Origin of the sequence: Catenuloplanes nepalensis, from assembly GCF_030811575.1 — a bacterium.
GTDB lineage: Bacteria > Actinomycetota > Actinomycetes > Mycobacteriales > Micromonosporaceae > Catenuloplanes > Catenuloplanes nepalensis.
This window is the reverse complement of the sequence record NZ_JAUSRA010000001.1, coordinates 6,542,779-6,562,990: the sequence shown is the minus strand read 5'-3', so window position 1 is coordinate 6,562,990 and position 20,212 is coordinate 6,542,779. Positions and strand designations below refer to the sequence as shown.

Below are 20,212 nucleotides of genomic sequence, written 5' to 3'. Positions count from 1 at the left end.
GGCATGGCCACCACCGGGGGTTAACCTGGCTGACCGTGGGATTCGCGCGCGGCCGCCTGATAATGCACCGGAACGTCCGTCATCACCGGATCGGCTGGGTCCGCCCGGTGCGGGTGGTGAGTGACGACGAGCGCGGCCTGCTGGTCTGGCTGGACCGCGGCACCCGGGTGTTGAACGAGGTCACGGCGGACGGGCGCGGGATGCGCACGATGCCGTTCAGCGAGTGGGTCGGCCTGGACTACCGGCTGGACGAGACGGTCTGGCAGGGGCCGGGCGTGCTCAAGTTCATGCCGCCCGGAGAGTCGCACTCGGTCTGGTGGTTCCGTGACGACGCCGGGAATTTCAGCGGGTGGTACGTGAACCTGGAGGACCCGGCGCTCCGCTGGGACGACGGCACGGTGGCCGGGGTGGACATGGTCGACCAGGACCTGGACATCGTGGTGGCGCCGGACCGGACGTGGCGGTGGAAGGACGAGGACGAGTTCGCCGAGCGGCTCGCGTTCCCGGACCACTACTGGGTGCCGGACTCCGACGCGGTCTGGGCGGAGGGCAAGCGCGTGATCGAGCGGATCGAGGCGGGCGTCTTCCCGTTCGACGGCACCTGGACCGACTTCGCGCCGGACCCGTCGTGGGAGCCGGGCGCACCGCTCCCGGGCTGGGACCGGCCGGTGCTGAGGCGCCTTTAAAGCTATTTGCCCGATATGCGTACGAGATGCGGGGTCGTTTCATGCATGGGCCCTGGATCTGGCACAATGGTGAGCTGGCATCCGGCACGCGTTTGTTGCCCTCTAACTACGAGCGCGGCGCCAAGTCCTCGAAGCATCGGATCCCATGCCCCACGTGGGAGCCCGCCTGCTCACCCGCGCACCGGCCGTCCAGGCCGGTGTAGATCGCAACAGGAGCGAACAGACAGTGGCCGTAAAGATCCGGCTCCTGCGGATGGGCAAGATCCGCAACCCCCAGTACCGCATCGTCGTGGCCGACTCGCGGACCAAGCGCGACGGCCGCGCCATCGAGTACGTGGGCATTTACCAGCCGAAGGAAAACCCTTCGATCATGCAGGTGAAGTCCGACCGGGTGCAGCACTGGCTGTCGGTCGGCGCGCAGCCGTCCGAGGCCGTGCAGCGCATCCTGGAGAAGACCGGCGACTGGCAGAAGTTCAAGGGCCTGCCGGCCCCGCCGCCGCTCCTGGTCGCGGAGCCGAAGGTGGACCGCAAGGCCGTCTACGACGCCGAGGCGCAGGCTGCCGCGGGCGTGACGCCGGCGAAGTCGGCGAAGAAGGCCGAGCCGAAGGCTGACAAGACCGAGGCCAAGGCGGAGTCGAAGACCGAGGCCAAGGCGGAGTCCAAGACCGAGGCCAAGGCCGAGTCCAAGACCGAGGCCAAGGCCGAGGGATCCACCGATGCCGGCGCCGGCGACGCGAGCTGACGGGGCGCTCCGGCCCGCGCTGGAGCACCTCGTCAAGGGCATCGTCGACCACCCGGACGACGTGCGCGTCCGGCTCGTCGACTCGCGCCGCGGCAAGCGGCTGGAGGTGCGCGTGCACCCCGAGGACCTGGGAACGGTCATCGGGCGTGGCGGGCGCACCGCCAAGGCGCTGCGCACGGTGATCGGGTCGATCGGCGGGCGTGGCGTGCGAGTCGACATAGTCGACGCGTACTGAGTCGATGCTCCTCATCATCGGGCACATCGCCCGCGCGCACGGCGTGCACGGCGAGCTCGCCGTGCACGTGCGTACGGACGAGCCCGAGGCGCGTTTCGTCCCCGGGGCGGTGCTGACCACCGAGATCTCCTCGAAGGTCCGCACCGCTCCGGCGGACGGTGCCGCCCCGGACGGTTCCGTGCGATTCGAGATCCCTGAAAAACTGACCATCGAGACGGTACGCCCGCATCAGGACAAACTGCTCGTCACGTTCGAGGGGATCCTCGACCGGGATGTGGCGGAGGCCATGAAGGGCGTCCTGCTCTGCGTGGACAGTGCCGAGGTCGCGCCGCTGGACGACCCGGACGAGTTCCGCGACCACGAGCTGGTCGGGCTGTCCGTGGTCGACACCGCCGGGGAGAAGCTCGGCGAGGTGCTGCGGATCGACCACGCGGCCGCGTCCGACCTGATCGTGGTGAAGCGGGTGCAGGGCGGGACCGCGCTGATCCCGTTCGTCCGGCAGATCGTCCCCACGGTGGACGTGGCCGGCGGCCGGGTCGTGGTCGACCCGCCAGAAGGCCTGTTGGACCTGTAGATGCGCGTCGACATCCTGACGATTTTCCCGGACTACTTCGCCCCGCTGGAGCTCTCCCTGATCGGGAAGGCGCGTGTCACGGGGCTGCTGGACGTGGGCGTGCACGACCTGCGGTCATGGACGCACGACGTGCACCGGACCGTGGACGACACGCCCTACGGCGGCGGTCCGGGCATGGTCATGCGACCGGAGCCGTGGGGCGAGGCGTTCGACGCGCTCGTACCCGTACCGGCGGACGATCTTGATGTTGGTCTTGATCCTGCTCCTTTGTTGATCGTGCCTACGCCGGCCGGTCAACGTTTTGATCAGGCCATGGCGCACTCCTTCGCCGCCGAACAACGGTTGATCTTCGCCTGCGGGCGGTACGAGGGGATCGACCAGCGGGTGCTGGAGGAGGCCGCGACCCGGATGCGGGTGCGTGAGGTCTCGAGTGGCGACTACGTGCTGTTCGGCGGCGAGGTCGCGGTGCTGGTGATGCTGGAGGCGGTCGTACGCCTGCTGCCCGGTGTGATCGGGAACGCGGATTCACTGACCGAGGAGTCACACGCGAACGGCCTGCTGGAGGCGCCGCTCTACACGAAGCCGGCGGTCTGGCGCGGTCGCGAGGTGCCCGAGGTGCTGCGGTCCGGCGACCACGGGAGGATCGCGAAGTGGCGGCGGGCGCAGTCCCTTCTGCGTACGGCCGCGCAGCGTCCGGATATGCTGTCCAGAGCCGCACCGGAGACGCTGGACAAGCACGATGTCGCCACGTTGACCGGGGCCGGATTTCCGGTGCCCCAGCCTGGTGTGGCAAAGTAGAGAGGTTGCCGCGATCGGGGCACGTCCCCGCATGCGCAACGAGTAGTTTTCTTTCGCGCCGCCACTGGCCATGGCGCGGGGATTCGCCACGAGCCTTGAGGATGCAGCAGCGATGAACACGCTCGACGCACTGGACGCCCAGTCGCAGCGGACCGACATCCCGGACTTCCGCGCCGGTGACACCCTGAAGGTGCACGCGCGCGTCGTCGAGGGCAACCGCTCCCGTGTCCAGGTCTTCCAGGGTGTCGTGATCCGGCGCCACGGTGCCGGCCTGCGCGAGACCTTCACCATCCGGAAGGTGAGCTTCGGCGTCGGCGTCGAGCGCACCTACCCGCTCAACAGCCCGGCGATCGACCGCCTCGAGATCGTTACCCGCGGTGACGTCCGCCGGGCGAAGCTGTACTACCTCCGGGAGCTCCGCGGTAAGGCCGCGAAGATCAAGGAGAAGCGCGAGTCGGTCGCCCGCTGACGTCCCCCGTCCGGGTAAACCTTCTCTCGCTCCGACAGCAGCCGTAGCGCCGAACGCGACCTAAGCTTGCTTCTGTGACGTACGGGCGCTACGACGGCGACAGTCGAGAAGCATCGCCCTACCGCTCGACGCCTCCCCCCGCGGACAACGACGGGGACGGGGCTCGGGCGGTAGTGCTTTATCCGGGCACCGGCGGTGGCTCCTTCTTCGACGGGCCCGGCCCGGAGGACGACGCCGCCGCCGAGCGGCCCCGCCGCCGTCGAGGCGCCGGAGGGCCGGCCGACTCCGGTGGCCGGGGCGGTGCCCGTGCCGGCGGCGTGACCGACGTCGCCGGCTCCGGCGGTGCCGGCGACCGGCCGCGGCGTCAGGTCAAGCAGATGGCGCTCTGGCTGGAGCTGCCGATCCTGCTGGTCGTGGCGTTCTGCCTGGCCGTGCTGATCCGCACGTTCCTCGTGCAGGCGTTCTACATTCCGTCCGGGTCGATGGAGAACACGCTGCTCGTCGGCGACCGCGTGCTGGTGAACAAGGTCGTCTACGACGTGCGCACGCCGGAGCGCGGCGAGGTCGTGGTCTTCCGCGGCACCGACCGGTGGGCGCCGGAACACACCGACGACACATCCGGCCTGACGTTCATGACCAGGCTCAGCCGTACGATCGGCGACCTGGTCGGCGTCGGCCGGCCCGGCGAGAAGGACTTCATCAAGCGGGTGATCGGCGTCGGCGGCGACACCGTCTCCTGCTGCGACGAGCAGGGCCGCATCCTGGTCAACGGCGTGCCGATCGACGAGCCGTACATTTTCGAGGACTCCCCGCTGGACGACACGGTCGGCGACGGCAACGACTGCCGCTCCCGCCGCTTCCAGGAGATCGTCATTCCGGACGGCCAGATCTTCGTGATGGGCGACCATCGATCCGTCTCCCAGGACGCCCGCTGTCAGGGCCCGGTCCCGGTGGAGAACGTGGTCGGCCAGGCCTTCGTGATCGTCTGGCCGCGGGACAGCTGGGCCGGGATTCCCGTGCCGGAGGTGTGGGACGACGTGCCCGCCTCGTCCGCGGCGCCCCAGGACACGACGCCTGACACTCAAGGAGGATTCGTGCTCACTGTCCCCTTGTTGGCATCTCTGGCGTTTAAGGCGCGTTCCCGGTCTCGCTTCTCAGCCCGTCGTCGTAGGCTGCCTTCGTGATCGACGAGCAGACCGACAAGCCACGCAGTTCGTTCTGGAAAGAACTACCCATCCTCCTCGGTGTGGCGCTGCTTGTCGCCATCCTGGTGCGGACGTTCGTGCTCCAGACGTTCTACATCCCGTCCCCCTCCATGGAGCACACGCTCAACGTCTACGACCGGGTCCTGGTCAACAAGCTCGTGTACAACTTCCGTGACCCCGCGCGCGGCGAGATCATCGTGTTCGAGGCGCCGGAGGGCTGGCGCAGCACGCCCAAGGGCGAGGACTTCATCAAGCGCATCATCGGCGTCGGCGGCGACCGGGTCATGTGCTGCGACGCCCAGGGGCGCCTCCAGGTGAACGGCGTCTCGCTCGACGAGCCGTACATCTACGCGGAGAACGGCATCCAGGACCCGGCCGCGTCCACCGAGTTCGACATCGTGGTGCCGCCGGACCGGCTCTGGGTGATGGGCGACCACCGCTCACAGTCCGGCGACTCGCTGGAGCACTGGACCACGTCGGACGGCGACATGGCGAAGTCCACGATCTCCGAGGAAGCGGTCGTCGGGCGCGCGTTCGTGCTGTTCTGGCCGTTCTCCCGGGTCGACTGGCTGTCCGCGCCGGAGACCTTCGAGCAGGTTCCGTCCGGCAGCGGCGGTTAGGGTCTGTTCCATGGTGGACTTCGTGCCGCGCCGGGCGGCTCGTGTGCTGCTGGTCGACGAGGCCGGGCGGGTTCTGTTGTTCCGGGGCGTCGACCCGGGGCGGCCGGACGAGCCGTACTGGTTCACGGTCGGCGGCGGGCTCGACGAGGGCGAGACGCCGGCCGAGGCCGCCGCGCGCGAGCTGCGCGAGGAGGCCGGGCTGGACCTGCCGGTCTCGGCGCTGGGCGCGCCGGTGCACGCGGACGTGACCGAGTTCCCGTTCGGCGCCGTGTGGTACCGGCAGGAGCAGGAGTTCTTCCTGGTGCGGTCGCCCCGCTTCGAGATCGACACGAGCGGGTTCGACGAGATCGAGCGGGACAGCATCACGTCGTACCGGTGGTGGCCGGTGGACGAGTTGGCGTCCGCGCCCGAGCCGGTCTACCCCGCCGACCTCGCGGACGTGCTGCGGCGGGTGACGGCCGGTGCTTAGCCCGCCGAGGACCATCGTCCGGCGTGAGGGCGGCATCTACGCGCTGGAGCGGGCGCTGCAGCGCCGCGGGTTCACGCTCGTGGCCGGCGCGGACGAGGCGGGGCGCGGTGCGTGCGCGGGTCCGCTGGTCGCGGCCGCGGTGGTGCTGCCGACCGGCAGGCGCGGCGAGATCGACGGCCTGACCGACTCGAAGCTGCTGACCGCCGCAGCGCGCGAGCGGATCTACGCGGAAGTGGTCAAGCGCGCCCTGGCGTACTCGGTCGTGGTCATACCGCCCACCGAGGTTGATGCGCGCGGCCTGCATGTGTGTAACCTCGCGGCCATGCGCCGCGCGCTGGCCTCGCTGGCCGTCCGCCCCGAGTACGTCCTCACCGACGGCTTCGCGGTGGACGGGCTCGGCGTGCCCGGACTCGCCGTGTGGAAGGGCGACCAGGTCGCCGCGTGCGTGGCGGCGGCGAGCGTGCTCGCCAAGGTCACCCGAGACCGGATCATGGTGGAGCTGGACGCCGAGTTCCCGGCCTACGGCTTCGCCGACCACAAGGGTTACGTGACCGCCGAGCACAACGCGGCACTGGCGGAACACGGCCCGTGCGTGGAGCATCGGTACTCGTATGCGAACGTGGCCGCCGCGTCCGGGCGCGACGGCAGCCCGCCCCGGGCCCGCCGTCCGGTCTCCGCGGAGTCCGATCGCCCGTCGGTCGTGTCGTCCGGCGGCACCGGTGCCGCGCCCGTGGGCGCCGCCGCCGGGGCCGAGGCGATGGCGCGGGTCGCCGCGGGCTGGAGTACCGTCGGCGTGGCATCGGAGCAGCAGCCACGACCGCCGACGTGGGTGGGGGAAGATGGCCAGATGAAGGGCGGACAACGATGAGCGCAGAAGATCTCGAGAAGTACGAGACCGAGATGGAGCTGCAGCTCTATCGGGAGTACCGCGACATCGTCCGCCAGTTCTCCTATGTGGTCGAGACCGAGCGTCGCTTCTACCTCGCGAACCATGTCGACCTGCACGTCCGCAACTCGGACGGCGAGGTCTACTTCGAGGTCGAGATGCAGGACGCGTGGGTCTGGGACATGTACCGGCCGGCTCGCTTCGTCAAGAACGTGCGCGTGATGACCTTCAAGGACGTCAACGTCGAGGAGCTGGAGAAGCCGGAGATCTCCCTGCCGACGGACACCGGCTTCCCCAGCTGACGTCCTCTCCTCCTTCCCGGCCCGGGGCTGCGACTTCTCGCCGCACTCCGGGCCTTCCCATGTGCACGAACCGGCCACCCCGCTCGGTGCACCGCCGGGCGCGCCGGTAGGTCGGGTTCCACGGCTGGCGCGGCCACGCCGTTCGTCGCTTATAACTACCGACGCGAACGCACCCTCGGATGCGAATGCCGGCTCAGATGCGAGTGCATGGCTCATATCCGAGCGCGTGGCTCGGGTTGGGGCACGTGGTTCGGGTGGGGTGCGTGGTTCGGGTGGGGTGCGTGGGTGCTGAGCGGGCCTGACATCGGGTGGCGCGGTAGCCGTGGCCGGGCGGCGAGCGGCTTCGGAGCGTCGGCGTGCGCGATCGGTGGTGGGGCGGTGGCGATCAAGGGCTTGGCTGCCTTGGGAGGAGACGGGCACGACCGAGGGCCAGGAGAAGCAGGGGATCGAGGTATTCGGCACCGCGTCGGAGGCCCCAGTGCAGGCAGGCGGCGGCGGGACAGCCGACGTGGCCGGTGGCCAGCGTGCCGAGGGGAGCGTCGACGGTGACGAGCAGGCCGGCCGTGACGCCGACGTGGAGTGGTTGGTAGGTGGTGCGTATGCCGCCGGCATGCTCGACGCTGACCACACCCTGGCCGGCGACCTGACCGGCGAAGACCACGGTGCCGGCCCCGGCGGAACGGACGATGGCGCCGGGCGGTGCGCCGAGGTCCACACCGCGATGGCCGGTTAACCAGGGTTGCGGCGGCGGATCGAAACGCCGGTGGATGGGCGGCGGCGGGCCGCTGATCGGCCAGACGTAGCCGGACCCGGCGGGCGCGGAAGAGCCGGGAGCCGATGTGCGAGCCGGCTCCGAAGACGCCGGAGTGCTGGTGGACGGTGATGCAGGGCCCGGCGCCGGCGAGGTCGTCGGTGAGCCCGACCCGACGGACGGGGTAGGGGCCGCCATCGATGCCATCGGCATGGGCGCGCGAGCAGGGACGCGGTGCTGGCCCTCATCACTGCCGGCCGGTAGCAACGCCGTCAGGCTGAGAACGATCAGGGGGAGTGCGATCGAATGCATGGGCAGAGGATCGCGCGAACGCCGCGCCCGCCGAGTGCCGAATCCGCGATCTGTGGACAAACTTTCGGCCTGTGGATAACTCCCTGCGGCTGCCGTCCTGCCGCAGACTGGATTCGGAACAGGACCTGGATACGACCGGATCCAGGCTGTCCGATGCGATGAGCGCGTAATAAGGGTTAACGCGGCATGTGACGACCTTCTGCTGAGCGCTGTCGTCGGGCCCGCAGTCTGCCCGCCGCCTACTGCACCACCGGCAGCCCTGCGGAGCGCAGCAGGGCAACAGGGCAACAGGGCGCCTATTGATCATGCGCGACGATGGCCAGGCTGCTCCGACCACTTCCCATCGACGAATGCGGCCCTGCGGCCCGCTGTCTCGTTGATCGCCGGTCTCGCCGGCCCAGTGGTTTTGCGGCCTGGCGGTTTCGCGGCTCCGGGGCCTCGCGGCCTGGCAGTCCTACGCCCCGGCGGTCTTGCGGCTGGCGATCTTGCGGCCTCGGCGGTCTTGCGGTCCGGCGGTTCTGCGGCCTGGTGGTCTCATGGTTCGGCCGTGCCGTGGCTGCGGCCGGTAGGCGACGGGGTCTTGCGGCCACGGATCGTGCATTAGGGAGGAGCGCCGGCGACGACCGTTGCCCGCGGGAGCGACTCCGTTGCCCATTCGGCGGCGGCTCGCCGCAAAGGATCATTGACGGCTCTTCGAAGTTGAGCGGGGTGCGGTGTTGACGGCGACCCGGACGTAGCGGGCTCGCAGCTCGTCGGTGATCATCTGAGTGTCTAGATCGGATAGTCACAAGTGAAGAGCTGCGAGCATGGTCAACGATACGACCCGGCTGCTGGGCCTTGACGGCCTGGTCGTCGATCGGGTCGAGCTGGATGCCGCTGGTGTGCCGGTGGTGGTCTTGTCCACTGGGTGTGAGCAGGCGCGTTGCTGCCCGGACTGCGGTCAGGAGGCGGTGCGGGTGAAGGCGTGGGTCACGACCCGGCCGCGGGATCTGCCGGTCGCCGGCCGGACGGTGCGGTTGCGGTGGCGTAAACGCCGCTGGCACTGCCCGACCGATAGTTGTCCGCGTGTGTCGTTCACCGAGCAGGTCGGGCAGGTCCCGGCCCGGGCGAGACTGACCGGCAGGCTCCGCGCCGCGGCCGGGGCCGCAGTCGCTGACGGCGGGCGGACGGTCGTGCAATCGGCCCGTGATCACGGACTGTCGTGGCCGGTCGTCGCGGCGGCGTTCACCGCTCACGCCGCAGCGGTGCTGCCCGCCGAGCCCGATCCGGTCGAGGTGCTGGGGATCGACGAGACCCGCCGGGGCCGGCCGAAATGGGAGTTCGACCCGGTCACCCAGGCGTGGCAGACGAGCGTGGACCGGTGGCACGTCGGCATGTGTGACCTGACCGGCGGCCAAGGGCTCCTCGGCCAGGTCGAGGGCCGGACCGCCCAGACCGTGATCGACTGGCTTACCGCCCGCAGCCAGGATTGGCGTGACCAGGTCCGATACGTGGCGATCGACATGTGCACGATCTTCAAATCCGCGATCACCACCGCGCTACCACACGCGATCCTGGTCGTCGATCACTTCCACGTCGTGCAACTCGCCCACCAGGCCCTCAACGACGTCCGCCGCCGGATCACCGTCCAGCACCGCGGCCGCCGGGGCCGGGCCGGAGACCTCGAATGGGACCTACGCAACCGCCTGACCCGCTCCGCACGCCGGCTCCGCGCCGAACGCGTCGACAAACTCTGCGACGACCTCACCACCCTGCCAGCCAAGATCAGCACACCGATCCTGGCCGCATGGAACGCCAAGGAAGACCTCCTCGACCTCCTCGCCCTGGCCCGCACCCACCCGAACCGCGAAACCATCACCCGGCACCTGCACCGCTTCTACACCCGCTGCGCCGACTCCGGCCAGCCCGAACTCACCCGCCTCGCCCGCACGATCGAGACCTGGTGGCCGCAGATCCTCGCGTTCCTCCACACCGGCATCACCAACGCCGGCTCCGAGGGCACCAACCGCGTCATCAAAACCGTCGCCCGCAACGCCTACGGCTTCCGCAACCCCGAAAACCAACGCCTACGCACCCGCGCCGCCACCACCCGAAAATCCCGCGGCCACCTCAACCCCGCTTAACCTCGAAGAGCCTCATTGACCGACACGAAAGAGAGGTCGACTTCGATATTCGACCTCTCTTTCGTGTCGGTCAATGATCCTTTAGGCATGAGTGGTCGCGACAGCACGACCACCACGCCGGCTTCCGCTCGACGCTGTCCGAGCTATGGCGGAAATAATGCGAAATTTCGGGCTGATGCTTTCGGTCTCCGGGCAGGGCTCGCGGCTTCCGATGCCGAATGGGCAACGGAGTCGGGAGCATGCGAAAGCCGACCCGCCGGAAGCGGGAGAGCTTCAAGAATTGGCCGTGAGTAGTGCCGGCAGGCGGGCGGCGAGGCGGTCGTACTCGTCCGGCTGGTTGTAGACCTGAGCGGAGACGCGTAGCCAGCCGCGGGAGTTCCAGGCGTTGATGCCGACCGCGGCGCCGAGCTTGTCCGCGATCCGGTGTCGGAGGGCGACGGCGTCCGCGTCGGTTGTGGCGATGCCGCGCGGGAGCGGCAGGACGCGCATCGCGATGCCGGCGCCGCCGGGATCGGGCAGGTCGGCGGGGCGCAGGCCGAGCGCCGCGCCGATCACCCGCTGGCCGTAGGCGACCAGTGTGGCGTTGTGGGCGCGCACCCGGTCGTGGCCGAGTGTGCGCAGGACGAAGAGGCCGGCCGGGGCGGACAACCACGGGGTGTAGTCGACCGTGCCCTGGGATTCGACGTTCGTGGGGAAGCCGTCGTCGTGGTCCCAGGAGGCGGCGAGCGGCTCGATACGCTCCCGCCAGCGCGGCGCCACCGTCAGCATCGCCACCGAGCGCGGGGCGAACGCCCACTTGTGCAGGTTGCCGACCCAGAAGTCGGCGCCGATCTCGTCGACCGCCAGCGGCAGCATCCCGGGGGCGTGCGCGCCGTCGACCAGGACCGCCACGTTCGCGCGGTGTGCGGCCTCCACGATGGGCACGAGCGGGAACAGCTTCACCGTGGAGGACGCGATCTGGTCCACGATCAGCAAGCGGGTGCGGTCGGTGAACGCGGACCGCAGCAGCGACACCACCTCGCCGTCGCCCGCGGTCAGTGGCACCGCCACCGTGCGGGCCACGGCACCGGTCCGGCGGCATTCCCGCGCGACCGCGATCGCGACCGAGCCGTAACCGTGATCGGTCAGCAGGATCTCGTCGCCGGCCCGCAGACCCATCGACTGCAGCACGATCGCGACGCCGGCGGTCGTGTTCGGGATCAGCGCGGTGCCGTCCGGGTCCGCGCCGAACTGCGTCGCCAGGTGCCGCCGGGTGTGACCCAGCCGGTCGCGCAGGCCACGCGTGTAGAACCGCATCGGATCGAGCTCGACCTCGTCGCGCAGGCGCTGCTGGGCTCGCTGCACCGCGATCGGGGTCGCGCCGACCGTGCCGTGGTTGAGGTAGGAGACGGCCGGATCCAGCGAGAAGAGCAGTCGTGCACCGGCGATCGTGTCCGGCGGCCGTACGTCACCAGTGCCCACCCGTCGATCGTAGAGGGCGGATCGGCGCGGACGCTGCCTTTCAGGCACGGGGGTGAGCCTGACGGTACGCGGCGCGCAGCCGCTCGACCGACACGTGCGTGTAGATCTGCGTGGTCGCCAGCGACGCGTGCCCGAGCAGCTCCTGCACCGAGCGGAGGTCCGCGCCGCCCTCCAGCAGGTGCGTGGCGGCGGAGTGGCGTAGCCCGTGCGGCGTCGTGTGCGGCAGCTGCGCGGCCCGTGCGTAGTCCGCCACGATTCGGCGCGCGATCGTCGGCTGCAGCCGCCCGCCGCGCGCGCCGAGCAGCAGGGCCTGGCCGCTGTCGCCGGTGGCCAGAGCGGGGCGCGCGAGCCGCAGGTAGGCGTCGAGCGCCTGCTCGGCCGGGACACCGAACGGGACGGAGCGCTCCCGGTTGCCCTTGCCGAGGACCCGGACCAGCCGGCGTGCGCGGTCCAGGTCGGAGAGATCGAGACCGCACAGCTCGCTCACCCTGGTGCCGGTCGCGTAGAGCATCTCCAGGACGAGCCGGTCGCGGAGCTCCACGGGGGCGGGCGGCTCGCCACCGGCCTCGGCCGGCCCGGTCCGGGCCGGGGAGGTGACCAGGGCGCCCGCCTGATCCGCCCGGAGCACTCCCGGCAGTGTGCGGTGCGCCCGCGGGCTGGCCAGCTGCGCGCCCACGTCGTGCTCGAGGTGGCCGGCGCGGTGTGCCCAGGCCGTGAGCGCCCGGGCCGAGGCCGCCCGGCGAGCCATCGAGGTCCGCGCGGCGCCGTGCGCACGCTGCTCGGCCAGCCAGCCGCGCAGCTCGGCGATGTCCATGTCGCCGAGCCGGGAGCACCCGGAGCCGGCCGCGTGACCGAGCAGCGAGACCACGTCGCCCACGTAGGCCCGCACGGTGTGCGCGGACCGGTCCTCGACGGTGGCCAGGTGGTGGGCGAACTCGTCGACGATCGTGCGCATCCCGGGCGGCAGGCCTTCATACACGTCCTGTGTGGCGCGCGTGCGCGCCGGTTCGCTGCTCCCCATCCGTCGACGGTCCGTCGCGCACCCCGCACCGTCAACCCGGCACGCGCACGACCCGGGACCGGCTTGGTCACAGAGGGCCGGGCCGGTGGTCATGGCGATCCGCGGCGGGCGAGGGTGTAGACGCCGTCGTGGTCGGTGACGAAGCCGAGTTCGGTGAGCAGGGCCAGGCGGCGCAGGGTGCTGCGGGCGTCGATGCCGGTGCGGGCCGAGAGCTGGTCGGGTGTGGCCTCGCGCCCGGCCTGGAAGGCCTCCAGGAGACGGGCGGACTCGTCGTCGAGGTGGTCGCGGTCGCGGGTGGTGCCGCGCAGGCGCGGTGCCAGGTCGGCGCCGATGGTGCCGACCTCTTCGACGATGTCGGCGGCGCCGGTGACCAGGCGGGTGCCGGGCTGGTGGCGGAGCGCGTCGTGGCAGCCGACCGACATGGCGGAGCCGACCGGGCCGGGCACCGCCATGGCGACGCGGCCGGGCAGGCCGTGCGCGCGGCCGAGCGTCTGGATCGCGCCGCTGCGGGCGGCGGCCTCGACCACGACCGTGCCGCGGGTGGCGGCCGCGATGAGCCGGTTGCGGACCAGAAAGCGGTGCCGAAGCGGGTCCTCGCCCGGCGCCCACTCACTGACCAGCAGGCCGGTCTCGGTGATCTTCTCGAAGAGCGCGGTGTTGCCGGCCGGGTAGGGCCGGTCCACGCCGCACGCCAGGACCGCGACCGTGACGCCGCCGGCCCGTAGCGCGGCGCGGTGCGCCGCGCCGTCGATGCCGAACGCGCCGCCGGAGACGACGGTCCAGCCGCGGCTGGCCAGGTCGAAGCCGATCTCCGTGGCCATCCGGTTCCCGTACTCCGTGGCGGCGCGGGCGCCGACGACCGCGACCGAACGTGCCAGCACCGCGGCGAGCGGCAGTGACCCGCGCGCCCACAGGCACAGCGGCGGGCGGGTGTCGCGATCGACGTGGTTGCGCCCGCGGGGCAGGTCGATGGTGCGCAGATCGTCCACCTGGCCCGGCCATTCCGCGTCACCGGGAACGATGAGCCGCGCCCCCACCCGCTCGGCGCGATCGAGGAGCGCCTCCGCTTTCTGCAGCGGGTCGCCGGCACGCATCCGTGCGGCGGCCGTGTTCCGCGTGCCGGAGTGGCAGGACGGGTCGTGCAGGATGCGCCAGAGCGCCTCGGGCGCGCCGTATGCCGTGACCATCTCCCAGCCGATCAGGTGACCCGGCTCGAGCAGCCAGTTCAGCGCGACCCGGGCCAGCCGGTCCGCCCGCGCGCTCATGCCCGGCTCCCGGGCACGTCGCGGTCGTGTGCGGGCCGGCATCGAGCCGGTGCGGGGTGTGTCAGCGCGTTCATCCGTGCTCCCCGGCGCGCAGCCGGCTGGCCTCCGCGACCTCGCCGGAGCCGGGCCGGTCGAGACCGTCCAGGTCGGCGATGGTCCAGGCCAGGCGAAGGGTGCGGTCGAAGCCGCGAGCGGTGAGCGAGCCCTGGTCGAGGGCCTGCTGGAGGCGGTCGACGTCCTGGCGGGGCAGCTGCCAGGGCGGGCTGCGCAGCGCCGCGCCGGGCACCTCCGCGTTGGTGCGCCAGCCCTGCGCGGACCAGCGTGCTCCGGCCGCGGCGCGGGCCCGGGCGACCCGGACGGCGACCGTGGCGGAGCTCTCGCGCGGCGTGTCCGTGCCGATCAGGTCGGCCGCGCGCATCGGATGCAGCCGGACGCGCAGGTCGAGGCGGTCCAGCAGCGGGCCGGAGAGCCGGCCGAGGTAGCGGCGGCGGGCCCCGGGTGTGCACTCGCAGGCGGCGTCGCCGGCCGGCTTCGCGCAGGGGCACGGATTGGCCGCGATGACCAGCTGGACGCGGGTGGGGTAGTCGGTGGTGCCGCCGATGCGGTTGAGCGTGACCCGGCCGGACTCCAGCGGCTGGCGCAGCGCGTCGAGCACGCGCGCGGCGAATTCCGGCGCCTCGTCGAGGAAGAGCACACCGCGATGGGCCAGCGAGAGCGCGCCGGGCCGGGCCAGGCCGGAGCCGCCGCCGACCAGCGAGGCCATGCTGGCGGTGTGGTGCGGGGCCTGGAACGGCGGGCGGCGGATGAGCCGGCCGCCGGGCGGGAGCGTGCCGGCGATCGAGTGCACCGCGGTGACCTCCAGCGCGGCCTCGTCGTCCAGCTCCGGGAGCACGGACGGCAGGCGCTCGGCGAGCATGGTCTTGCCGGCGCCGGGCGGCCCGATGAGCGCGAGGTGGTGCCCGCCGGCGGCGGCGACCTCGATGGCCCGGCGGCCGACGGCCTGCCCGGCCACGTCGGCCAGATCCGGCCCGGGCGGCGGCGGGGGAGCGGGCGAGCCGGGCGGCGGGAGCAGCGTGTCCGTGCCGCGGACGAAGCCGATCAGCCGCTGCAGTGTGTCGACCGCGCGCACGTCCATGCCGGGGACGACGGTGGCCTCGTCCGCGTTGTGCAGCGGGACGACGGCTCGGGTGAGGCCGGCATGCGCGGCGGCGGTGACCATCGGCAGGATGCCGCGGATCGGGCGGACGGTGCCGTCGAGACCGAGCTCGCCGAGGATCGCGACGCCGTCCAGGCCGACCGGCGGCAGCCCGCCCGCGCAGGCGAGGATGCCGGCCGCGATGGCCAGGTCGAAGGCGGAGCCGCGCTTGGGCAGCGTGGCGGGGAGGAGATTGATGGTGAGCCGCCGGTTCGGCCACTCCTCGCCGGAGTTGACGATGGCGGCGCGGACCCGGTCGCGGGCCTCGTTGAGCGCGGTGTCGGGCAGGCCGGTGAGCGTGACACCGGGCAGGCCGGGTGCGATGTCGACCTCGACCTCGACGAGGTGGCCCGCCACGCCGACCAGCCCGACGCAGCACACCTTGGCGTAGCTCATCGCGGCCCTCAGAACGCGCTGCGGACGTGCTCGACCGAGGCCGCGCCGCGGCGCTGTGCGGTCACCGCGACCACGTCGAAGCGCACCTGGGCGCCGTGGCCGGGTGCGCCGGCGAGCCAGTGGGAGGCGAGGCGCCGCAATCGCTGCTGCTTGCGCCGGCCGACCGCCTCGGCGGGCGCGCCGAACGTCGTGGAGCGGCGCGTCTTGACCTCGCAGAAGACGACCTCGTCACCGTCGGAGAGGATGATGTCGATCTCACCGTCGGGGCACTGCCAGTTGCGGGCGACCGGGGTCATCCCCGCCTCGACCAGGTGCCGCAGCGCCACTCGTTCCCCGTAGGCGCCGACCGCGCGGGTTGTGGTTGTCATGGGTCCACCGTGGTGAGGTGCGGCGGCGGGGGCAACGGCTCAAGATCGGGATGTGGGGCGGAGAACTGCCTGTGGAAACGCGGATGACCTTGGGGTTGTTGTGGTAGGCGATCGGCCTGGGGAGTAGCGCCCGGAAGTTTCGGTGACATACGGTGCCGACCGTGGATGGACGTCGGTTTGCAGATGAACCAGAACCGCAGTGGCTCGGCGACTGGCGCACCCCCGCCGCCGACGAGCCCGCGGAGGACCCTCGCGCGGCCGCCCGGCCCCGCCGCGCCTCCGACCCGCTGACCGATCCGACCGGTTACAGCGACCACTGGAACGTGCCGCGCACCCGGACGCCGGACGCGCCGGCCCAGCCCGAGCCCCGCTCCCGGCACGGCCAGGAGCGCGGCTACGAGTACGACGCGGTCACCGGACGCGGCTTTGAGGCGCTGCCGGTCGTCACGCCGGCGCCGGCGCCGGCGCCCGATCCCGCCCCGGCCGCCGAACCCGGGCCGGACGCGAGCCGCACCGCGGCGTACCCGCTGACCGGCGACGTCCCCCGATTCCGCACCGAGGCCCTGGACCGCGCCGCCCTGCGCCGCCCGCCCGCGAGCCCGGCCGCGGCGAGCCCGACCGCGGACGCCGCGACGCCGATCCCCGGTGCCACGAACTCGCCCACGGCCCCGGCCTTCATCCCGCCCGCCGGCGAGCCGCCCTACGCCGAGCCCTCCTACGCCGAGCCCTCCTACGGCCCGGTCCCCGGCGAGCAGCCCTACAGTCCCGCGGCCGGCGACGCACCCCAGGCCTTCGGCCCGGCCGAGCGCGTCTACACCACCCGGCGGCCCATCCTCGCCGTACCCATCGGCCTGGTCGCCCTGCTCCTGGAGATTCCGGCGCTGCGACTGCTGCTGGACGGGTTCACCGGCGGCACCGCGGCGGCCGGCAACCTGGTCAGCGGCCTCGCGCTGGCGCTCAGCCTGCCGCTCACCGGCGCCGGCCTCTACGCGCTGCTGACCACCGGCCGCGCGGCCGATCACCGGACGTGGTGGCGCCCGCCGCTGGCGTACCTCCCGCTCGGCGTCGTCCTGCTCCTCGCGGCCGCGATCGCGGCCAGGTAGGACCGGGAACGGAGCCCTCCCGGGGCGGCACCCCGGGAGCGGCGTATGCTTGTCCCTGGCGACCGCCACCGGCGGTCGACCTCGCGCGCCTTCTTCACGGCGGCCGGCGATCACGGATAGTGATCATCGACTCCCCGTCGTGGGGCGCCGGCCTCCCTGGTCCCGTTCTCGGCGCAAGCAGAAGCGACGGGCCCACCCTGGCCGGCGACCGGGCGCCAGGCGCCGAGCCGACTGGCATCGGCGGCACAACCAGGGACAACGCAGGGAGCATTTCACCATGGCTGTAGTCAGCATGCGTCAGCTGCTGGAGAGCGGCGTGCACTTCGGGCACCAGACCCGTCGCTGGAACCCGAAGATGAAGCGCTTCATCTTCACCGAGCGCAACGGCATCTACATCATTGACCTCCGCCAGACGCTCGACTACATCGAGAAGGCGTACGAGTACATCAAGAACACCGTCGCCGAGGGCGGCAGCATCCTCTTCGTCGGCACCAAGAAGCAGGCGCAGGAGGCCATCGCCGAGCAGGCGACCCGGGTCGGCCAGCCGTACGTGAACCACCGCTGGCTGGGCGGCATGCTGACCAACTTCCAGACGGTCTACAAGCGGCTCCAGCGCATGAAGGAGCTCGAGGCTCTGGGTGACCTGACCGGCACCGCCGCGGGTTACACCAAGAAGGAGACCCTGCAGCTCTACCGGGAGAAGACCAAGCTCACCAAGACGCTCGGTGGTCTCCGGGACATGCAGAGGGTGCCGTCGGCCATCTGGGTCGTCGACACCAAGAAGGAGCACATCGCGGTCGACGAGGCTCGCAAGCTGGGCATCCCGGTCATCGCGGTGCTGGACACCAACTGTGACCCCGACGAGGTCGACTTCCCGATCCCGGGCAACGACGACGCCATCCGCTCCGCCGAGCTGCTGACCCGCGTGGTCGCCACGGCGGTCGCCGACGGTCTGATCGCCCGTTCGGGCCGCGCCGGCCGTGGCGGCGACAAGCCGCAGGGCACCGCCGTGGGCTCGGACGAGCCGCTGGCCGAGTGGGAGCGCGAGCTCCTGGAGTCCGGCGAGAAGAAGGCCGCCGACGCCGCGGCCCCCGCCGCTCCGGCCGTCGCCGCCGAGGCCCCGGCCGCCGCGGAGACCCCGGCTGCGGAGATCCCGGCCGCCGAGACCCCGGCCGCCGAGACCCCGGCCGCCGAGCCGGCCACCGCTGCCGCCGAGTAGAGCTCAGCAAGACGACGCGGTGCGGGCCGCGAGGCCCGCACCGCACCTGCCGCCAGCCGACACAGACATCGAAGAGAGAGTCATGTCCAACTTCACCGCCGCGGACGTCAAGAAGCTGCGCGACCTCACGGGCGCCGGCATGATGGACAGCAAGAAGGCCCTGACCGAGGCCGAGGGCGACTTCGACAAGGCCGTCGAGCTGCTCCGCATCAAGGGCGCGAAGGACGTCGGCAAGCGTGCCGGGCGTACCGCCGCCAACGGGCTCGTCGCCCACTCCGGCAAGGCGCTGCTCGAGATCAACTGTGAGACCGACTTCGTCGCGAAGAACGCCGACTTCGTCGCGTTCGCGCAGGAGCTGGTCGAGCACGGCGCGAGCGCCGGCGCCACCGACGTGGAGGCCCTGAAGGCCTCCACGCTGGCCGACGGCCGCACCGTCGACGCCGCGGTCCAGGAGCTCTCCGCCAAGATCGGCGAGAAGCTCGTCGTGAACCGGTTCGCGCTGCTCGACGGCGTCACCGCGGTCTACCTGCACCGCAAGGCGCAGGACCTGCCGCCGGCCGTCGGCGTGCTCGTGGAGTACACCGGCAAGTCCGACGAGGCCGCCGACGCGGACGCGCGCGCCGTGGCGATGCAGATCGCCGCCATGCGCCCGAAGTACGTCACTCGCGACGAGGTCCCCGCGGACGTCGTCGAGTCGGAGCGCCGCATCGCCGAGCAGACCGCTCGCGAGGAGGGCAAGCCCGAGGCCGCGCTGCCGAAGATCGTCGAGGGCCGGGTCAACGGCTTCTTCAAGGACACCGTGCTGATCGAGCAGGCCTCGGTCGCCGACAACAAGAAGACCGTCAAGCAGGTTCTCGCCGAGGCGGGCATCGAGATCACCCGGTTCGTCCGGCTCGAGGTCGGCCAGGCCTGATCCGGGCTTGCGTTGCGGTGCCGGCCGGGCGGGCCGGCACCGAGGGCCGTGACACGAGGAGGCCGTTGGTGTACTGCGACAGGCACCGCGGTCTCCTCGTCGCATATGGTGCACACCGCAACGGTGGTGTGCCGGTGTGGCAGCGCCGGCGGGTAAGTCAGAGACAACAGGTTGAGGGAAGGCGGGTCGCATGACGGTGGTGACCGAGCAGGTCGTTCCGGTGGAGGACGCGGCGGGCTCACCGACGGGCGGCAAGCCCCGGCGGGTCGTGCTGAAGCTCTCCGGCGAGGTCTTCGGCGGCGGCAGCATCGGCGTCGACCCGGACGTGGTGTCGGCCATCGCGCGCCAGATCGCCACGGTGGTCCGGCGCGGCGTCCAGGTCTCCGTGGTCGTCGGCGGCGGCAACTTCTTCCGCGGCGCCGACCTGCAGAAGCGCGGCATGGACCGCAACCGGGCCGACTACATGGGCATGCTCGGCACCGTGATGAACTCGCTCGCGCTGCAGGACTTCCTGGAGAAGGAGGGCGTCGAGACGCGCGTGCAGAGCGCGATCACGATGGCCCAGGTCGCCGAGCCGTACATTCCGCTGCGTGCGATTCGTCACCTTCAGAAGGGCCGCGTCGTCATCTTCGGCGCCGGTGCCGGCATGCCGTACTTCTCGACGGACACGGTGGCCGCCCAGCGCGCGCTGGAGATCAACGCCGACGTGGTCCTGATGAGCAAGAACGGCGTCGACGGCGTCTACACCGCGGACCCGCGGACCGACCCGACCGCCACCAAGCTCGACTTCGTCACGTTCGCCGAGGCTTTGCAGCAGGGGCTGCGGGTGGCCGACGCGACCGCGTTCAGCCTCTGCATGGACAACGGGATGCCGATGCTGGTCTTCGGCGCCGAAGGGCCTGACACGATCATCAAGGCCGTGGGCGGCGAGAAGATCGGCACTCTGATCACCGCCTAGGGCGGGTAAAGCAAGATCAAATTCAAGAGCATGATGGGGTACGGCAGGCGCCGCGCTACGTGCGGCGACAGTCCCCGCCCGACCAGTGGATGACCCCCCGGGTATTGGACGCAGCACCCGCCGAGCAGGAGTGAGGAGGCG

At 71.5% G+C, this 20,212-nt stretch carries 22 protein-coding genes; 16 read left to right on the top strand and 6 right to left on the bottom strand.

Annotated elements, in window-relative coordinates; translation table 11 throughout:
* Positions 1 to 35: 35 nt before the first annotated feature.
* From J2S43_RS28165 to J2S43_RS28115, 11 genes are all read left to right on the top strand, one after another.
* Entirely contained in the window at positions 36 to 686 is a 651-nt protein-coding gene (locus J2S43_RS28165) for a ribonuclease FAU-1 family protein (RefSeq protein ID WP_306834279.1), read from the top strand.
* 226 nt (positions 687 to 912) lie between these two features.
* On the top strand, positions 913 to 1,428 hold the full coding sequence (gene rpsP, locus J2S43_RS28160) for a 30S ribosomal protein S16 (RefSeq protein WP_306839495.1): 516 nt from the start codon (positions 913 to 915) through the stop codon (positions 1,426 to 1,428).
* The gene (locus J2S43_RS28155) at positions 1,403 to 1,663 is read left to right on the top strand and encodes an RNA-binding protein (RefSeq protein ID WP_306834277.1); all 261 of its coding nucleotides are present in this window, start codon (positions 1,403 to 1,405) and stop codon (positions 1,661 to 1,663) included. Before rpsP ends, J2S43_RS28155 begins: the two co-directional genes overlap by 26 nt.
* Before the next feature lie 4 nt (positions 1,664 to 1,667).
* Positions 1,668 to 2,237, top strand: a complete 570-nt coding sequence (gene rimM, locus J2S43_RS28150) for a ribosome maturation factor RimM (RefSeq protein WP_306834275.1) — start codon at positions 1,668 to 1,670, stop codon at positions 2,235 to 2,237.
* Positions 2,238 to 3,035 carry a tRNA (guanosine(37)-N1)-methyltransferase TrmD gene (trmD, locus tag J2S43_RS28145; protein WP_306834273.1) on the top strand — a complete coding sequence of 266 codons (798 nt, stop codon included), beginning with the start codon at positions 2,238 to 2,240 and terminating at the stop codon, positions 3,033 to 3,035.
* Positions 3,036 to 3,147: 112 nt separating this feature from the next.
* Complete coding sequence (gene rplS / locus J2S43_RS28140; RefSeq protein WP_306834272.1) at positions 3,148 to 3,504, top strand: 50S ribosomal protein L19; 357 nt, start codon at positions 3,148 to 3,150, stop codon at positions 3,502 to 3,504.
* A 377-nt stretch (positions 3,505 to 3,881) separates the two neighbouring features.
* The gene (gene lepB, locus J2S43_RS28135) at positions 3,882 to 4,688 is read left to right on the top strand and encodes a signal peptidase I (protein WP_306839493.1); all 807 of its coding nucleotides are present in this window, start codon (positions 3,882 to 3,884) and stop codon (positions 4,686 to 4,688) included.
* Positions 4,685 to 5,329, top strand: a complete 645-nt coding sequence (gene lepB, locus J2S43_RS28130) for a signal peptidase I (RefSeq protein ID WP_306834270.1) — start codon at positions 4,685 to 4,687, stop codon at positions 5,327 to 5,329. Before lepB (J2S43_RS28135) ends, lepB (J2S43_RS28130) begins: the two co-directional genes overlap by 4 nt.
* A gap of 10 nt (positions 5,330 to 5,339) precedes the next feature.
* A complete protein-coding gene (locus J2S43_RS28125; RefSeq protein ID WP_306834268.1) occupies positions 5,340 to 5,798 on the top strand; it encodes an NUDIX hydrolase in 459 nt (152 codons plus the stop codon).
* Complete coding sequence (locus J2S43_RS28120) at positions 5,791 to 6,666, top strand: ribonuclease HII (RefSeq protein WP_306834267.1); 876 nt, start codon at positions 5,791 to 5,793, stop codon at positions 6,664 to 6,666. Before J2S43_RS28125 ends, J2S43_RS28120 begins: the two co-directional genes overlap by 8 nt.
* Positions 6,663 to 6,986: a DUF2469 domain-containing protein gene (locus tag J2S43_RS28115; RefSeq protein WP_033343857.1), complete on the top strand. Its 324-nt coding sequence runs from the start codon at positions 6,663 to 6,665 to the stop codon at positions 6,984 to 6,986. The genes J2S43_RS28120 and J2S43_RS28115 overlap by 4 nt, the downstream gene beginning before the upstream one ends.
* Before the next feature lie 385 nt (positions 6,987 to 7,371).
* Here the strand turns inward: J2S43_RS28115 and J2S43_RS28110 are convergent, their stop codons facing one another.
* Complete coding sequence (locus tag J2S43_RS28110) at positions 7,372 to 7,935, bottom strand: murein hydrolase activator EnvC family protein (protein ID WP_306839491.1); 564 nt, start codon at positions 7,933 to 7,935, stop codon at positions 7,372 to 7,374.
* Positions 7,936 to 8,855: 920 nt separating this feature from the next.
* Between J2S43_RS28110 and J2S43_RS28105 the strand changes: the two genes are divergently transcribed.
* Positions 8,856 to 10,172 carry an ISL3 family transposase gene (locus J2S43_RS28105; RefSeq protein ID WP_306826563.1) on the top strand — a complete coding sequence of 439 codons (1,317 nt, stop codon included), beginning with the start codon at positions 8,856 to 8,858 and terminating at the stop codon, positions 10,170 to 10,172.
* Positions 10,173 to 10,445: 273 nt separating this feature from the next.
* Here the strand turns inward: J2S43_RS28105 and J2S43_RS28100 are convergent, their stop codons facing one another.
* The 5 genes from J2S43_RS28100 to J2S43_RS28080 form a co-directional block, all read right to left on the bottom strand.
* A complete protein-coding gene (locus tag J2S43_RS28100; protein ID WP_306834264.1) occupies positions 10,446 to 11,633 on the bottom strand; it encodes an aminotransferase class V-fold PLP-dependent enzyme in 1,188 nt (395 codons plus the stop codon).
* A 40-nt stretch (positions 11,634 to 11,673) separates the two neighbouring features.
* Positions 11,674 to 12,654, bottom strand: coding sequence for a tyrosine recombinase XerC (locus J2S43_RS28095; RefSeq protein ID WP_370881662.1), 981 nt, complete (start codon positions 12,652 to 12,654; stop codon positions 11,674 to 11,676).
* Between the two features lie 89 nt (positions 12,655 to 12,743).
* Positions 12,744 to 13,919 carry a DNA-processing protein DprA gene (dprA, locus tag J2S43_RS28090; RefSeq protein ID WP_306834262.1) on the bottom strand — a complete coding sequence of 392 codons (1,176 nt, stop codon included), beginning with the start codon at positions 13,917 to 13,919 and terminating at the stop codon, positions 12,744 to 12,746.
* A 70-nt stretch (positions 13,920 to 13,989) separates the two neighbouring features.
* On the bottom strand, positions 13,990 to 15,510 hold the full coding sequence (locus J2S43_RS28085; RefSeq protein ID WP_306834260.1) for a YifB family Mg chelatase-like AAA ATPase: 1,521 nt from the start codon (positions 15,508 to 15,510) through the stop codon (positions 13,990 to 13,992).
* An 8-nt stretch (positions 15,511 to 15,518) separates the two neighbouring features.
* The gene (locus tag J2S43_RS28080) at positions 15,519 to 15,878 is read right to left on the bottom strand and encodes a YraN family protein (protein ID WP_306834258.1); all 360 of its coding nucleotides are present in this window, start codon (positions 15,876 to 15,878) and stop codon (positions 15,519 to 15,521) included.
* Positions 15,879 to 16,039: 161 nt separating this feature from the next.
* On the opposite strand from J2S43_RS28080, the gene J2S43_RS28075 reads away from it, so the two are divergent.
* The 4 genes from J2S43_RS28075 (at position 16,040) to pyrH (ending at position 20,071) form a co-directional block, all read left to right on the top strand.
* Positions 16,040 to 16,981: a hypothetical protein gene (locus tag J2S43_RS28075; protein WP_306834256.1), complete on the top strand. Its 942-nt coding sequence runs from the start codon at positions 16,040 to 16,042 to the stop codon at positions 16,979 to 16,981.
* A gap of 277 nt (positions 16,982 to 17,258) precedes the next feature.
* Positions 17,259 to 18,200, top strand: a complete 942-nt coding sequence (gene rpsB, locus J2S43_RS28070; protein ID WP_306834253.1) for a 30S ribosomal protein S2 — start codon at positions 17,259 to 17,261, stop codon at positions 18,198 to 18,200.
* Between the two features lie 82 nt (positions 18,201 to 18,282).
* Complete coding sequence (gene tsf, locus J2S43_RS28065) at positions 18,283 to 19,113, top strand: translation elongation factor Ts (RefSeq protein ID WP_306834252.1); 831 nt, start codon at positions 18,283 to 18,285, stop codon at positions 19,111 to 19,113.
* Positions 19,114 to 19,303: 190 nt separating this feature from the next.
* Complete coding sequence (pyrH, locus tag J2S43_RS28060) at positions 19,304 to 20,071, top strand: UMP kinase (RefSeq protein WP_306834249.1); 768 nt, start codon at positions 19,304 to 19,306, stop codon at positions 20,069 to 20,071.
* Positions 20,072 to 20,212 lie beyond the last annotated feature (141 nt).